The organism is Chryseobacterium ginsenosidimutans (genome assembly GCF_039536845.1).
In the GTDB taxonomy this organism is placed as follows: Bacteria; Bacteroidota; Bacteroidia; order Flavobacteriales; family Weeksellaceae; genus Chryseobacterium; species Chryseobacterium ginsenosidimutans_B.
This window is the reverse complement of sequence record NZ_BAAAZJ010000016.1, coordinates 142,917-157,711: the sequence shown is the minus strand read 5'-3', so window position 1 is coordinate 157,711 and position 14,795 is coordinate 142,917. Positions and strand designations below refer to the sequence as shown.

Here is a 14,795-nt window from a genome sequence, read left to right as displayed (position 1 = left end):
ATGCAGAAACTAAATCCTAAAACCTAATTCCTAGAACCTTAAAATAAATATAATTCTAAATAAAAATAAAGTGAAAGTTTCAAAATTAGCGGCGAACCTGATCGGTTCTGAAATTGTAAAAATTGGTAATGAAGTAAATGATTTAAAGGCAAAAGGAGCGGAGATTGCTAATCTTACGATTGGTGATTTAAATTCTAATATTTATCCGATTCCTGCAAAATTGAAGGAGGAAATTCAGAAAGCTTATCAGAATAATCTGACAAATTATCCGCCTGCAAATGGACTTTTATCTTTAAGAAAAGAAGTTTCTAAAGATTTAAAAACAAGATGGAATCTTGATTATTCGCCTAACGATATTTTGATCACAGCTGGTTCAAGACCATTGATTTATGCGGTTTATAAAACAATCGTTGATGAAGGAGATAAAGTAGTTTATCCGATACCGTCTTGGAACAACAACCACTATGCTTACCTTACTTCGGCTGATGCTGTAGAAGTGAAAACAACTCAGGAAAACAATTTCCTTCCGACTGCAGATGATTTAAGACCTCATTTGTCAGGAGCGGTTTTGGTTGCGCTTTGTTCGCCATTAAATCCGACTGGAACAATGTTTACAAAAGAGCAGCTTTCGGAAATCTGCGAATTGATCTTAGAAGAAAACAAGAAAAGAGGAGAGAGCGAAAAACCGTTATATTTAATGTACGATCAGATCTATTCTAACCTTACTTTTGGTGCAGAACACGTTGATCCTGTATCTCTTTTCCCAGAAATGAGAGAATATACGATTTATATTGATGGTATCTCAAAATGTCTTGCTGCAACAGGGGTTCGTGTAGGTTGGGGATTCGGTCCTTCTCATATTTTAGATAAAATGAAGGCTCTTTTAACGCATGTTGGAGCTTGGGCACCAAAACCTGAGCAGGAAGCGACTGCAAAATATTTTGAAAATCCTGAAGACGTAAATTCTTTCGTAGAAGATTTCAAAGGGAAATTGGAGGATAGCTTAAAAGTTCTTCACAGTGGAATTCAGGATTTAAAAGGAAAAGGTCTTGCTGTTGACAGTATTGAGCCGATGGGAGCGCTTTATTTGACAATCAAATTAGATTATATCGGAAAAACAAAACCAGACGGTACAGTTATCGGAAATTCTTCCGATTTGGTATTCTATTTAATCAATGAAGCCGGAGTTGCTTTGGTTCCTTTCTCTGCTTTCGGAGAAGAAAAATCTGAACCTTGGTTCAGAGCTTCTGTCGGAGGTTTAGCTACTGAAGAAATTTCTGCAATGATGCCGAAATTAGAAACAGCTTTGAATAATTTAAAATAATTTTTAAAATATAGATGCTTCGACTTCGCTCAGCATGACATCTCTATAAGTATACTGTTAAACAGTTAGTATTAGGATTGTCATGCTGAGCTTGTCGAAGCATTTTTAATTAGATTTTAAAATGAAACTTTCCGGAAAGTCTTTTCTCGAAACAAAATTGTTGAGTTATTCAACATTAGGAATTATCATTTTAGTAATCGTAAGTGTTTGGCTTTCAGGAACTGGCTCTCATCGTTCTTTATTTCGGAATTCAATTGTCTCAACTTCAATTTTAGCTGTTATTTTTTTCCTGTTTATAAGTCTGGGATTATATTATGGTTTAAAATTAAAAGATAATGTGGGACATATTTTAACTAAAGAAAGAATCAAAAAATATTCAGATAATCCCCTTCAAATGGAAGGTTTTGACTTTGATGGTCCTGCATTGGGAGATGGAATTGGAGGTATTATCCTTTCCATTATTTTGTGGATATTGGTTTCTATTGTCCTTGTTTTTCTTTTATATTTTCTGGGAATTTTCTTTTGGGCAACAATTTTGTTTTTCACAGCAATGCTATATTGGATTTTTTTCCGAGCTTTACGTTTAGTATTTAAAAATTCGAGACATTGTAAAGGACAATTGCTAAGAAGTTTAGGTTTCGGATTTTTTTATTCATTTCTGTATATCTCTTGGATTTATGGAATCATCTTTTTGGTTACTTATTTAGGTTAAAAAAAATTCATAATTAAAATTTATAATTAATAAAATGAAAATCATCGCAGTCATTCCTGCACGTTACGAAGCAAGCCGTTTTCCGGCAAAATTAATGCAGATGTTGGGAGAAAAAACGGTTATTACAACAACATATCAGAATGTTGTGGAAACAGGTTTATTTGATGAAGTTTTTGTAGCGACAGATTCACAAATTATTTTTGATGAAATTGTAAAAAATGGCGGAAAAGCTGTTATGACCGATCAACATGAAACAGGCAGCGACCGAATTGCAGAAGCTGTGCAAAATATTGATTGCGATATTGTTATCAATGTTCAGGGTGATGAGCCGTTCTTAAAATTAGAGCCTTTAAAACAATTAATTGAAGTTTTTCATAACGATGAAAATCAGGAAATTTCTTTAGCATCATTAAAAATAAAACTCACTGACAAAGAGGAAATTGAAAACCCGAATAATGTAAAAGTTATTACTGATAATAATGGTTTTGCATTATATTTCAGCCGTTCTGTGATTCCTTTTCACAGGGAAATTTCTTACGATGTAAGTTATTTTAAACACATTGGCGTTTATGCTTTCAGAAAACATGCTTTGATTCAGTTTTCAAAATTAGAAATGAAACCTTTGGAAATTTCAGAAAAAATAGAATGTATCCGCTATCTTGAATATGGTATGAAAATCAAGCTGATAGAAACCAATTTCATCGGAGTAGGAATCGATACGCCGGAAGATCTGGAGAAAGCCAGAAAATTACTATCTAATTAATTGGTAAATTGTTAAACTAATACATTGGTAAATTAATAAAGCCTTATATTTGAATTATAAATTGAATTAATGAAGAAATTACTTTTAGTATTCGTCCTGATATTTTCGCAATTGTCTTTTGCTCAGACAGCAAAGGAAATTATAGATAAAAATATTGAATTATCCGGAGGATTAACGAATTGGAAATTATTAAATTCAGTACTGCTTCAAGGGAAAGTAATCTTGGGAATTAAAGATGAATATCCTATTAAAATATACCAGCAGCGCCCGAATCTTACGAAAACAATTATTACAATTAATGGAAAAGATACAGCCATTGAGGGGTACAACGGAACGAAAGGATATGCAATGAACTATGCAACAAATAAAGTTCAGGAATATGCAGAATATGTTCCCGAAAGCTTCGATAACGATTTTATTGATTGGGAAAATAAAGGTTTTGAGGCAAAATATTTAGGTAAAGAAAAAATAGGAGATATTTACTGCCATAAAGTGGAATTAACGAAAAACGTAAATAAGAACATTTATTATTTCGATACAAAAAGCTTTATGCTTTTAAAAGAAGTGAAAAAAGATGAAGCTTTAACTTATTCTGATTATAAAAAAGTAGGGAATTTTTCAATGCCCTTCAGAATTGAATCTTCAAGCCCAAAGAAAGACGGAGATTATGTAATGCTGATTAACAGGATTGATGTGAATAAAGTGTTTCCTGCCAATACTTTTAAATTTTAATTAATAAAATAAAATTTAGTTATGAAAAAATTGTTTTTAGTGCTGCTTTCTTTTGTAGCATTTTTCAATAGCTGCGCTCAGAAAAAGAGCGATGCGTCTAAAGCGAAAACCAAAGAACTTATGGGAAAATCAATATATGATTTCAAAGTTGATGCCTTGGAAGAAGGAAAACAAATCAATTTTGCAGATTTCAAAGGAAAGAAAATCCTTATTGTAAATACAGCTTCAGAATGTGGATTCACTCCGCAATATGCTGATCTTGAGAAAGTTTACGAGCAATACAAAGATAAATTGGTTGTGGTAGGTTTTCCAGCCAACAATTTCGGAGGACAGGAACCTGGAACAAATACTGAAATCGGTGCTTTTTGTCAAAAAAATTATGGTGTAACATTTCCTTTAGCTTCTAAAGTTTCTGTAAAAGGTGATGATACGGCTCCAATCTTTAAATATTTAACTGAAAAAGACTTAAACGGAGTAAAAAATACAACCATCCTTTGGAATTTCACAAAATTCTTAATCGATGAAAACGGAAAATTAATCGATTCTTTTGTAAGTACTACAAAACCTACAGATGAAGCGATTACAAAGTATTTGAAGTAAAATATTTAAATAATATATAATATAATAAAATTCAACTCCGCTCAGCAAGACCGTTTTAGTGTCAAGTTGAGCGGAGTTGAACTTTATAAAAATTTGTAAGATTTAGAAATAATCGACGATTATTTATTCACGTGAAAATCATTCATTTGTTTTCTCCGCAAAACAAAAAATATTCCCCAGTTTTATATTAGAATATCCATTGCTTTTTATTTTCGAAGAATTAATCATTGCTTTGGCTAAAATATCTGTTGGTAAAGGTTTTTGGCTTTCTAATAATCCGATTTTATTGGCGAATTTTATAATTCTGCTTCCTAAAACCTCTCCGGTTCTGTCAGAATCTTTTCTTTCCAGCATTCCGGGGTTGAAAATGGTAATTTTATTGAAATGTAACTGTTTTACAGCTTCTTCCAGCTCTCCTTTCATTTTAGAATAAAAAATTCTCGATTTTGGATCGGCTCCGTAAGCGGAAACCAGAATGTAATCATCAACATTATTTTCTTTGGCGGCTTTTGCAAAGTGGTATTGATAATCGTAGTCAACTTTCCTTTGGGCTTCCTTACTCCCCGCAGTTTTTAAAGTCGTCCCAAGACAGGAAAAAACAACATCTCCTTTCACCAGATTTTTCCACTCTTCAGGATTTTCAAAATCTACAACATGAGTTTTTAACTTATCATTTTGAATATCAACAGGCTTTCTTACAAAAATATCAACTTCTTCAAAATCTTTATCATTGAGTAACTGATTGACCAAATCCTTTCCTGTGGCACCTGTAGCACCGATTATTAGAGCTTTCATATTAAAATTAGGTTTTGGATTAAATAATTTAATGATTTGTCTTTTAAATTTACAAAATTTTAATAATATTGATGTTTTAATTTTCAAACTAATTAATTTACATGGACACAAATGAAATTCTGGATTATTGCCTTGCCAAAAAAGGAGTTACCGAAACTTTCCCTTTTGATAATGAAACCCTTGTTCTGAAAGTTGGCGACAAAATGTTTCTCCTGATTCCATTGGAAAAACAGCCGCTTCAGATCAATGTAAAAACAGATCCGGAATGGAGCGCCGAGCTTCGAGAGCGATATCCACAGATAACAGGAGCTTTTCATATGAACAAAACCCATTGGAATTCCGTTTTGGTAGACGGCTTGAAAAGAGATCTTATCTTACAGCTTATCGATCAGTCTTATGATCTGGTTTTTAAATCTTTGACCAGGAAAATTCAAAATACAATTATTAATCCTTAATAAAACGAAACTAAAAACATGAGGAAAGTATTAATTTCTGCTGTCTATTTTTTGTCAGTCGGTGCATTTGCGCAATCGAAAGAACAGGCTAAAACCTGGGATCTTTTACTGAATAACAAAAGGGTAGAGGCAAGGACATTTTATGATAAAAATTTAAAAGAAAATAAAACAAAAGACTTTGAAAATCTTTTTCTTGATGCAATGATCGATGAAGAAATGGGTGAAATGATCTTTGACGATACATTTGTTAAAAATTTTGCTGATCTCAAGTTAGATGACTCCTATTTGTATCCGATCTTCAAAAAGGCTTTTATTTTAGCAGACTATGAAACTTCAGGATTTGATGATAATTCGTACAAAAAAATAGATTTTTTAGCGCAGGATCCTGCTTACGGTCAGAATATTTCTGTTATTGAGTATAAATCTACAATGGAGAGGATTAGAAATAATCCTAAAAGCGCAGATGAATATTTAGCAAAAATCAATAGAATCGATAAATGGCAGTTTGCAGGAGTCTTTGAAAACCTTAACGGAAGCGGGCTTTACAACGAATACGAACCTGAAAATCATGCTAATAACGACAAGCTTTTCAATGCCAACAGTTTTGGAAATGTAGGTTGGTACAACAGAAAATTCCCTTCAAATGACGGTTTTGAATTTTTCATGAACGAAGCAGAATATGGAAGAGGAATCATGTACGCTCAAAGTTTTGTTGAAAATCCTGCAGAGCGAAAAATTCTACTTGAGGTTGATACCAATACGGAATTCAGATTATTTTTAAATGATACTGAAATTTTATCAAGCACAAGTGATGGTTATTCTAATCTTGGAGCTCATGTAGTGGAAATTAATTTGCCAAAAGGAATGAACAGGCTTCTGGTGAAGATCGATATGAAGGATTCTAAAAATGCCTTCATGGTAGTTCCTTTTGATACGAATTTTCAAAAAATATCTGATTTAAAATATTTTGATACTTATAAAGATTATCAGAAAAGCTCTGTGGCTCAGTTGCAGCCAAAAGAATTACCGCTGAAATTTGAAAAAATATTAAAAGAAAAACTGGTTCAAAATCCTAACAGTTTCTTTTATAAATATTTATTGGCGGCAGGTTATCTCAATAATTATCAGAATGATCAGGCAAAGGAAATTATTGACGATATGCTGAAAAATTATCCTAAAGCTTCTTTGGTTCAGGGGCTTTTGACAGCTTATTACACCAATCTTGACGATAAAGAAAAGATCAACGAAGTTTTTAAAAATATAGAAATCAATGATTCCGAATATTTTCTTGTCCCTCTTCTGAAAATGATGGATGGTGAAAAATTTCAAAGTATGTCTATTCCTGAGCTTGAAAAGTACAGGGATATTTTAAATAAAACGAAAGCTAAAGCGATCGGTGGTTTTTTCGATGTCGTTATTTCCATGAGAAACAGAGACATGGAAAAAGCAAAAGTGCATATCGCGAACCTTAAGAAAAGTTTTGCCAATAACGAAAAGTTTTTCACGATTTTCACAACTTTGGAAGATATAGACAAGAAAGACCAGAGTTCAACGATTAAAAAATTTGAAGAAGTTTTTGCTCAGAAAAGCAGTCCGGATATAATGACGGCTCTTTACAGTTTGTATCAAAAGTCAAACAGAGTAGAAGATCAAAAGAAAATTCTTAAAAAGTATTCGGAATTATATCCTTCTATGAATTCTTTCAGAACTCAATATCTTGATCTTTTGGATGATAATGTTCAGAATCCCGAATACGGAACGGAGCTTGAAAATGCATTGGCAAATTTCCCTTATTCATATTCATTATTAGCTGCGAAAGCTGAATATCTGGCAAAACTGAACAAAAAAAATGAAGCTGTACAGTTTGCAAAACTTTCGCTTTCTCACAACACTGAAAATGAACAGATGCATAAGCTGGTAAGAGATATCGATCAGACACAGGACGAAATCGATCAGGTGAGCATCAAAGACCTTTACAGTCTTGCAAAAGAACGCAGAAATAAGTCAGTAAAAGGTAAAAAAGGCGTGACAACACTTTTGGATGAATATATTGTAAATGTCTATCCTGAAGGCGGTTTCAAAAAGCGAAGTACTTATGCTTACGAAATTACTTCTGAAAACGGAATTGAAGAATTAAAAGAATACGGAATTAATTATTATGATAATGTATTAAAATCTGAAATTGTAAAACCTAACGGAAGCATTATTCCGGGAGAAAAATCTGATGATCAGATTGTTTTTACGAATCTTGCTGTTGGCGACGTTATTTTAATTCAAAAAGAAAGTCTGGAAAGGAATAGCGGAAGATTTTACAAGGATTTTAATTTAAGTTCTTATTTTAATTCGGAATATCCTGTTGTAGAATCTATTTTTACGGTAATTACTCCGGAAAATGTTAATTATCAGGTTAAAAGTAATAATAAAGAAGTAACCTCCACAAAGAAAAAAATTGCAGGAAAATTATATCAAACCTGGAAACTGGATAATCTGGATGAAGTGAATTTTGATGAATATTACGGTCCAAGTTATTATGACGCGACAATTTCTGTAACGGCAAATTCTATTAAAACATGGCAGGAAATTGCCAATTGGTATGCAGATCTTACAAAGAAAAGTCTGGTTTCGGATAAAGTTGTAGAAAAAGCATTTAAAGAAATTTTCCCGAACGGAACTTCAGGAATGAAGGAAACTGAAAAGGCAGAAAAGATTTATAATTATATTGAAAAAAATGTAACGTACAGCTCGGTAGATTTCCGTCAGAGCGGTTATATTCCGCAGAAACCTTCTAAAACGTTAAGTACAAAATTAGGAGATTGTAAGGATCTTTCAACGTTGTTTGTTATTCTTGGAAATCAGGCAGGTCTAAAATCTAATCTTGTTTTGGTACAGACCAATGACAATTCTGTGCAGCGCCTGATCTTGCCGAATTTAAGTTTTAATCACTGTATCGTAAAAGTAAATCTCGACGGAAAAGAAACTTTTCTTGAAATGACAGATAAGTTTTTACCGTTCAATTCTATGGTGTTAGGGAATTACAAAGCAAAAGGACTGGTGATTAATACAGATAAAAATACGGCAGAATCGACTGGCTTAATTGAAATTCCGACTGATAACAATACAAAAACAACTTGTAAAACAGTAAGTGAAGTCAATGTAAACGGTGATAATCAAAACTTTATCACAAAACAATATGTAATGGGAGAATCGAAAAGTCATTATAATGATTTCTTTCAGGATTCCCAGACAGATGATTTCCGTAAAAAAAATGTGGAAGAAGAATTTGGCTCTGTTTTAGATAAAGTGATCAGCGTAAAAACAGTGAAACTTATTGAAGGAAAAGATCTTACATCAAAACCTCTTGCGTATGAAGTTCAGTTTAACATCAATGACAAACCCCAGTCTGTCGGAAGTCTGAAGATCATGAAAATTCCTTTTGTAACAAAACCTTTTACGAAAGAAGTTGTGGCAACGGAAAATAGAAGAACAGATATTCAGTACACGAAATATGAAAGACAAAACAATTATATTGAAGAAGTATATCTGAATATTCCTGACACCATGAAATTCATTGAAATTCCTGAAAATAAAACGTTAGCTTATAATAATTTTAAATATTCTATCAACTACGAATTACAGAAAAATAATAAGCTGAAAATCACAAGGATTGCAGATACGCCTTGGGATAATATTAAAGCACAACAATATCCTGAGTTCAAAAAATTTGTGGAAGAAGCAATTAACGCAGAAAACCAGATTTTGGGTTACAAATAGAACAAAAGAAAATGCTTACAGATTTTGTAAGCATTTTTTATTTTAAAATTGAAATTTCTCCGTCAGTCTATTATCTTCGTGGGGTCATTCGAATTTAATTTCTTAGTGAAGAGAATCTCTGAATTTTATTAATATATTTTTTCAAAAAAAATTAACTGTGTCTAAAAATATTTAGAGTTTAAAAATATGACAACATAATGAGGTTATTTTTGATGAAAAATTAGACGTAAATATTTTTAAGTATTTAATAATTAATTGATTAACATAATAAATTTTCAAAAAATAATGATAATTACTATTGTATATTTCTTTTTTATTTTTTTTCTTTGAATTGTTGAAAACCAATGCGCAAGAAGTTTAAACACAAATTATTAATCAAAAATTTTATTACAATGAAAAATTTAAAAAAATTATCTCGTGAAGAACTTAAAACAGTAAATGGTGGGAAATTACCAACGGTTTGGTATGCAGAAACTTCTTGTGGTGTAACTGCTACAACTACTCAGGATTGGACACCACAACAGGCACAAGAATGGTTCGAAAAAATCGAACAAAATTATTGTCCGCCACCAACTCATAGTGGTTCTTCTACAAATTTAGCGTAAAATTAATGTTAATTTAAGCACTTATAGTTTAGTAAATTTAGACTATAAGTGCAATTTTTACTATGAAAATAGCTTTTATGTATTTCTACAAAAAAATATTTCAACTATTGATTATATTATATAGCATTATATTCTATGCTCAATCATACAAACAGGATACTTTGCGTGGTGAGTTTACTTATCAGTTTAAAGGTAAATTCGACAAACGAACTGATAATAGACACGAAGAGTTTTTTTTATTACAAGTAGCTGATAATCGTTCATTTTTTGCGAGTACAGTATCGCTGAAAGGTGATTCTGTAATGGCGAATTTTGGAACAACGACAAATAATTCCGATGGAAGTATAACCCTTGGTTTCAAAAAAAATGTAGAGATTCCGAAAACAGGTTTATCTTTTACCATCGTACAATCAAATGAAAATACACAATATTTTAGATCAGCCGGAATGATATTACTTACCTATAAAGAGCCGGTGATAAAGAATTGGAAACTTGTGGATGAAACAAAAGTGATCAATACCATCAATTGTAAAAAAGCAGAAGTTACCTCTAAAGGAAGAAACTGGATTGCATGGTATTCCCCGGAAATTCCGTTTCCTTATGGACCTTATAAATTTAGCGGATTACCGGGACTGATTATCAAAATAACCGATGACAAAGGAGATTTTGATTTCGAGTTGGTGAAATCAGTACCTAATTCTCAATTAAAAGGAAAATTAGTTAATATTAAAAAAAGCAGATATACTGAAGCCGTAGAAACAACACAGACGAAACTTAAGCAAGCTGTAAGAAATGCTGAAACCAATGCAGCCGGAGTATTAGCTAGCTATGGAACTACTATTATAAAAGGGCAGGAAATGTTAAGGCAAAAAGAAATACAAAAAGAAGAAAACAGGAAATATGAGAATCCGATAGAATTGGAAAACTAAATAATCAAAAGATTAATTATTATAGTTTTACTCTAAAATAAAAAATTCTCAGTTAGTTTTTTATCTTCATCAAGCCTTTCAATTAATTTTTCCAAACCTTCAAACTTAATTTCGTCATGAAGAAAATCCCTGAACTTCACAGTAATTTTTTCATCATAAATATCTCCTTCAAAATCAAGAATGTAAACTTCAACAGTTAATTTTTCTCCATTGACAGTTGGATTTGTACCAACACTCAACATTCCTTTATATTGTTTTCCTTTTACAAAAACTTCAACGATATATGCGCCTTTTTTTGGCAGCAATTTAATAGATTCAGTATCAATATTCGCTGTCGGATAACCGATCGTTCTTCCGATCTTCTTTCCATGAACCACCGTTCCGGAAACAGAGTAGGAGTAACCCAACATTTCATTGGCTTCCTTAATATTTCCTGCTAAAAGAGCGTTGCGAACTTTGGTAGAACTGATATTATTTTCATGAATGTTGATCGCTTCCATTTGTTCTACTTCAAAATCAAGTTCCTTTGATAATTTTTGAAGCAATTCGAAATTTCCGCTTTTATTTTTTCCGAAAGAATGATCGTAACCTATAATTAAATATTTTACATTTAATTTTTCAATTAATATCTGACGAACAAATTCTTCACCCGTTAAATTTCTAAACTCTTCGTCGAATTCTTTAAGAAATAAATTTTCAATGCTGTATTTTTCCATTAAAAATTTTTTTTCTTCCAATGTATTCAGAAGTTTTAAATTTTCATTTGGATTAAAAACAAATCTCGGATGCGGCCAAAAAGTAAGGACAGCAGTTTCCAAATTGTTTTCTGAGCCAATTTTATTTAACTCATTTATAATACTTTTATGACCAAGATGCACCCCGTCGAACATTCCTAAAGACAATGCTAAAGGCTTTTGAGAAGTATAATCTTTAAAATTCTTGAAAACTTTCAAAACAGAAAAAAATTTGACTGCAAATATAAAGCCTTTAAAATGATCTATTATTATATCAGAAGAGTTATTTTCAACTTATGATTTTTTACAGTATCTATTATATAGATGATTTATTTTATTCTTTTTATCTTTAAAACGCATTATTATATTAAAAACAGAGCAGAATTCAAAAAAATAAACAGTAAAATTTGAAATTAAAAATCTTCAAAAAGCATGATAAAAATCTTTTTTTTACCAATTGTAGGTTTATGAAGAATCATTATATTTGCACCAAGAAAAAATTTAGCAATGGCAAACCAAATTAAAGGAAAAATTTCTCAAATTATTGGTCCTGTAATCGACGTAGTCTTCTCAAATGTGGAAGCAATTCCAAGTATTTATGATGCGTTGGAAATTACAAAAGGAAACGGTGAAAAAGTAGTCTTAGAAGTAGAACAACATATTGGTGAAGATACAGTAAGATGTATCGCAATGGATGCTACAGATGGTCTTCAAAGAGGGCAGGAAGTAATCGGATACGGAAATCCTATTACTATGCCAATCGGTGAAGCTGTAAACGGAAGACTTTTCAACGTTGTTGGGGATGCTATCGATGGGCTTCAAAATATTTCTAAGGAAGGTGGTCTTCCAATTCACAGACCAGCTCCGAAATTTGATCAACTTTCAACTTCTGCAGAAGTTTTATTTACAGGTATTAAAGTAATCGACTTAGTTGAGCCTTACGCAAAAGGGGGTAAGATTGGTTTGTTCGGTGGTGCCGGTGTAGGTAAAACAGTATTGATTCAGGAGTTGATTAACAATATTGCAAAAGGACACGGAGGTCTTTCAGTTTTTGCCGGAGTAGGTGAAAGAACGAGAGAAGGAAATGACCTTTTGAGAGAGATGCTAGAATCAGGTATTATTAAATACGGTGATGATTTCATGCACTCTATGGAAAACGGAGGTTGGGATCTTTCTAAAGTAGACTTAGAAGCTATGAAAGAATCTAAAGCTGCATTCGTTTTCGGACAGATGAACGAGCCACCTGGAGCAAGAGCTAGAGTAGCACTTTCTGGTCTTACATTAGCCGAGTATTACAGAGACGGTGGAGAAAGCGGGCAAGGTAGAGACGTACTTTTCTTCGTAGACAACATCTTCCGTTTTACACAGGCTGGTTCTGAGGTATCTGCACTTCTTGGTCGTATGCCTTCTGCGGTAGGTTACCAACCAACATTGGCCTCTGAAATGGGTGCGATGCAGGAAAGAATTACTTCAACTAAAAATGGTTCAATTACTTCAGTACAGGCGGTTTATGTACCTGCGGATGACTTAACTGACCCGGCTCCTGCAACGACGTTTGCTCACTTGGATGCAACTACGGTACTAGATAGAAAAATCGCTTCATTAGGTATTTATCCAGCGGTAGATCCATTGGCTTCTACGTCAAGAATCCTGGCTCCGGAAATTATCGGTGAAGAGCATTATAACTGTGCTCAGAGAGTAAAAGAAATTCTTCAGAGATACAAAGCACTTCAGGATATTATCGCGATCCTTGGTATGGAAGAGCTTTCTGAAGAAGATAAATCAGTGGTTTACAGAGCTAGAAAAGTTCAGAGATTCCTTTCTCAGCCTTTCCACGTAGCTGAACAGTTTACAGGTATTCCGGGATCATTGGTAGATATCAAAGATACGATCAAAGGATTTACAATGATTATGGATGGTGAATTAGATCACTTACCGGAAGCTGCTTTCAACCTGAAAGGAACTATCGAGGAAGCTATCGCAGCCGGACAAAAAATGTTAGCTGATAACGCTTAATAAAATTAATTAGACACAAGATGTCAGATTCTAGACATGAGACTTTTATGTCTGAAATCTGAATTCTGAAATCTTCAAATCTAAATTAAAATGAATATAAAAATTTTAACACCAGAATACGTGGTTTTTGAAGGAGAAGTAGACTCAGTATTGTTGCCTGGAAAAAATGGTGAATTTCACATTATGACAAACCATGCAGGAATCGTTTCTTCTTTGATCGGTGGTAAAGTGAAGCTTTTTGCTAAATCTATTGATGAAGCTTATACTAAAAACTTTACTAAAGAAAATGAGAAAGACTCTGTTTTTTCTTATCCTATCAAAAGCGGTGTTGTAGAATTTAATCATAATAAAGGAATTATCCTTTGTGAATAATTAAATGAAAAGCTAAATATATTTTCAAGAAAGTGTAACTTTGGTTACACTTTTTTATTTTATGTAAGAATCTGATTTTATGAACAAAAGTTTAATCATTTTATTTACAATTTTAGGAGTTGTATTCAATGCTCAAGATATTAAAACCAAAAGAGGTATTGTAAGTCTTGACGGTATTCATGTAGCAAAAATTTCAGATAGGGGAAATGTCTATACTTTTATGGATCTAAAAGAAACTCCAATCTATACGATCGAATTTGTCGACAAAAGTATAGTTGATTCTGTAAGAGACAGCTATATTAAGTTAAACAGAATTTATAATCAGGAGAAAGTTCTTGAGCTTGATTATATTTCTCCATCTGCATTTTCGGGTGAAGAAAAATCAGCAGTTTACACTTCGATAAAGGGACTTAAAATCATTGATGAAAGAGGTATTAATATCAAAAATCTGGATGAACTTTTTAAAAACAATCCGAAAAGAAAATTAGATACCAAAACAAAAGAAGCTTATACAACAAAAGCAAAAATTGATAAATTAAATATCACAGTTAATAACGTTGGAGAGATTTTGAGTAACGGAAAACCTGTGGGATATTTCACTAATTTGCCTGTAAGTTTCGGTGCAGAAGATACAATTACCGACAAAACTTTTGTTGATATTGAAATTTACGATGCTAACAGTAAATTTATAGGCAAGTATATTACAACAACAAAACAATTAAAAAGTTCTGGCGGAAAGACTTTTACCATTTATAGGGAAATGTCTGGTAGAGCATCGATTTTAAAATTTCCGACTTATAAAGCAATTGCAGAACGAATGGCAATTATGGATCCGAATTTTATAAAAATTCAGGAAAAAGTAATTGTAGGAGAGGTTGTAAAAGATGGTGTTCAGAAGTAGAATTAATTTATTTAAAATTTATAAAAACTCCCGAAAATTGATTTTCGGGAGTTTTATTTTTCCATTTAGTTTGTCATTCCATAGGA

The 14,795-nt window shown here is 32.3% G+C and carries 14 protein-coding genes; 12 read left to right on the top strand and 2 right to left on the bottom strand.

Annotation, left to right across the window (positions count from 1 at the left end; genetic code table 11):
* Positions 1 to 70: 70 nt before the first annotated feature.
* From ABD745_RS20200 to ABD745_RS20180, 5 genes are all read left to right on the top strand, one after another.
* Positions 71 to 1,324 carry a pyridoxal phosphate-dependent aminotransferase gene (locus ABD745_RS20200; RefSeq protein WP_344834459.1) on the top strand — a complete coding sequence of 418 codons (1,254 nt, stop codon included), beginning with the start codon at positions 71 to 73 and terminating at the stop codon, positions 1,322 to 1,324.
* Between the two features lie 121 nt (positions 1,325 to 1,445).
* Positions 1,446 to 2,036, top strand: coding sequence for a hypothetical protein (locus ABD745_RS20195; RefSeq protein WP_344834456.1), 591 nt, complete (start codon positions 1,446 to 1,448; stop codon positions 2,034 to 2,036).
* A 34-nt stretch (positions 2,037 to 2,070) separates the two neighbouring features.
* Positions 2,071 to 2,799: a 3-deoxy-manno-octulosonate cytidylyltransferase gene (gene kdsB / locus ABD745_RS20190; RefSeq protein WP_344834453.1), complete on the top strand. Its 729-nt coding sequence runs from the start codon at positions 2,071 to 2,073 to the stop codon at positions 2,797 to 2,799.
* Positions 2,800 to 2,868: 69 nt separating this feature from the next.
* A complete protein-coding gene (locus ABD745_RS20185; RefSeq protein ID WP_344834451.1) occupies positions 2,869 to 3,531 on the top strand; it encodes a histidine kinase in 663 nt (220 codons plus the stop codon).
* A 21-nt stretch (positions 3,532 to 3,552) separates the two neighbouring features.
* Positions 3,553 to 4,131: a redoxin family protein gene (locus ABD745_RS20180; RefSeq protein ID WP_047401921.1), complete on the top strand. Its 579-nt coding sequence runs from the start codon at positions 3,553 to 3,555 to the stop codon at positions 4,129 to 4,131.
* A gap of 138 nt (positions 4,132 to 4,269) precedes the next feature.
* Here ABD745_RS20180 and ABD745_RS20175 read toward each other — a convergent pair whose 3' ends face one another.
* Positions 4,270 to 4,926 carry an NAD(P)H-binding protein gene (locus tag ABD745_RS20175; protein WP_344834446.1) on the bottom strand — a complete coding sequence of 219 codons (657 nt, stop codon included), beginning with the start codon at positions 4,924 to 4,926 and terminating at the stop codon, positions 4,270 to 4,272.
* Positions 4,927 to 5,027: 101 nt separating this feature from the next.
* Here ABD745_RS20175 and ABD745_RS20170 point away from each other — a divergent pair, with 101 nt between their 5' ends.
* The 4 genes from ABD745_RS20170 to ABD745_RS20155 all read left to right on the top strand — a co-directional run bounded on the left by ABD745_RS20170 (position 5,028) and on the right by ABD745_RS20155 (position 10,686).
* Positions 5,028 to 5,381, top strand: a complete 354-nt coding sequence (locus tag ABD745_RS20170) for an MmcQ/YjbR family DNA-binding protein (RefSeq protein ID WP_344834444.1) — start codon at positions 5,028 to 5,030, stop codon at positions 5,379 to 5,381.
* Positions 5,382 to 5,399: 18 nt separating this feature from the next.
* A complete protein-coding gene (locus ABD745_RS20165) occupies positions 5,400 to 9,152 on the top strand; it encodes a transglutaminase domain-containing protein (protein ID WP_344834441.1) in 3,753 nt (1,250 codons plus the stop codon).
* Positions 9,153 to 9,496: 344 nt separating this feature from the next.
* Positions 9,497 to 9,757, top strand: a complete 261-nt coding sequence (locus tag ABD745_RS20160) for a bacteriocin-like protein (RefSeq protein ID WP_344834439.1) — start codon at positions 9,497 to 9,499, stop codon at positions 9,755 to 9,757.
* Positions 9,758 to 9,819: 62 nt separating this feature from the next.
* On the top strand, positions 9,820 to 10,686 hold the full coding sequence (locus ABD745_RS20155; protein ID WP_344834437.1) for a GLPGLI family protein: 867 nt from the start codon (positions 9,820 to 9,822) through the stop codon (positions 10,684 to 10,686).
* Positions 10,687 to 10,718: 32 nt separating this feature from the next.
* Here the strand turns inward: ABD745_RS20155 and ABD745_RS20150 are convergent, their stop codons facing one another.
* Positions 10,719 to 11,639 carry a bifunctional riboflavin kinase/FAD synthetase gene (locus tag ABD745_RS20150; RefSeq protein WP_344834435.1) on the bottom strand — a complete coding sequence of 307 codons (921 nt, stop codon included), beginning with the start codon at positions 11,637 to 11,639 and terminating at the stop codon, positions 10,719 to 10,721.
* Positions 11,640 to 11,927: 288 nt separating this feature from the next.
* Between ABD745_RS20150 and atpD the strand changes: the two genes are divergently transcribed.
* The 3 genes from atpD (at position 11,928) to ABD745_RS20135 (ending at position 14,709) form a co-directional block, all read left to right on the top strand.
* Positions 11,928 to 13,436, top strand: coding sequence for a F0F1 ATP synthase subunit beta (gene atpD, locus ABD745_RS20145; RefSeq protein ID WP_344834433.1), 1,509 nt, complete (start codon positions 11,928 to 11,930; stop codon positions 13,434 to 13,436).
* Between the two features lie 90 nt (positions 13,437 to 13,526).
* Positions 13,527 to 13,808 (top strand): FoF1 ATP synthase subunit delta/epsilon, encoded by a 282-nt coding sequence (locus ABD745_RS20140; protein WP_344834430.1) that lies wholly within the window; start codon positions 13,527 to 13,529, stop codon positions 13,806 to 13,808.
* Between the two features lie 79 nt (positions 13,809 to 13,887).
* A complete protein-coding gene (locus tag ABD745_RS20135) occupies positions 13,888 to 14,709 on the top strand; it encodes a hypothetical protein (RefSeq protein WP_344834428.1) in 822 nt (273 codons plus the stop codon).
* Positions 14,710 to 14,795: the final 86 nt, after the last annotated feature.